Origin of the sequence: Paraburkholderia sp. SIMBA_030 (assembly GCF_046535245.1) — a bacterium.
Classification (GTDB): Bacteria; Pseudomonadota; Gammaproteobacteria; order Burkholderiales; family Burkholderiaceae; genus Paraburkholderia.
Genome location: NZ_JAWRXB010000186.1, coordinates 1 through 338, shown reverse-complemented (window position 1 = coordinate 338; position 338 = coordinate 1). Strand labels below are relative to the sequence as shown.

1 protein-coding gene is annotated in these 338 nt (G+C 32.8%); it reads right to left on the bottom strand.

Annotated features, from left to right (window positions below; translation table 11 throughout):
* Positions 1–338 (bottom strand): TPR end-of-group domain-containing protein (locus SB772_RS39595; RefSeq protein WP_410838465.1); only part of this gene is annotated, 338 nt, incomplete at both ends.

The following is a 338-nucleotide window of genomic DNA, read 5'->3' as shown; positions in this document are numbered from 1 at the left end:
CACTCTTACCTAAAATCTTTATCCTTTCCGCTAGATCTTTTCTAATATTTTTTTGAAAGGACTCTTGATTTCTTTTAGCACCGTTTGTTAATATTTTCCATCTTGGATCGGTTTTAATATTATTAAAGTCCGAGTCCTTATTTAACAGTTGATAAAATTCTATAGGATCATTCCAGCCATCTATCATATCACCATCAATAATTTTTTGTAGATATAAAAATGTCTTATCATTATTTCCTGCTAGGCTCCATGAACAAGCGCTATTATAAAGATTATTTTGCGTGCTCTTTCCATGCAATGAGCCAAATGCCAATTCAAATGTTTTGCCCGCTTCCTGG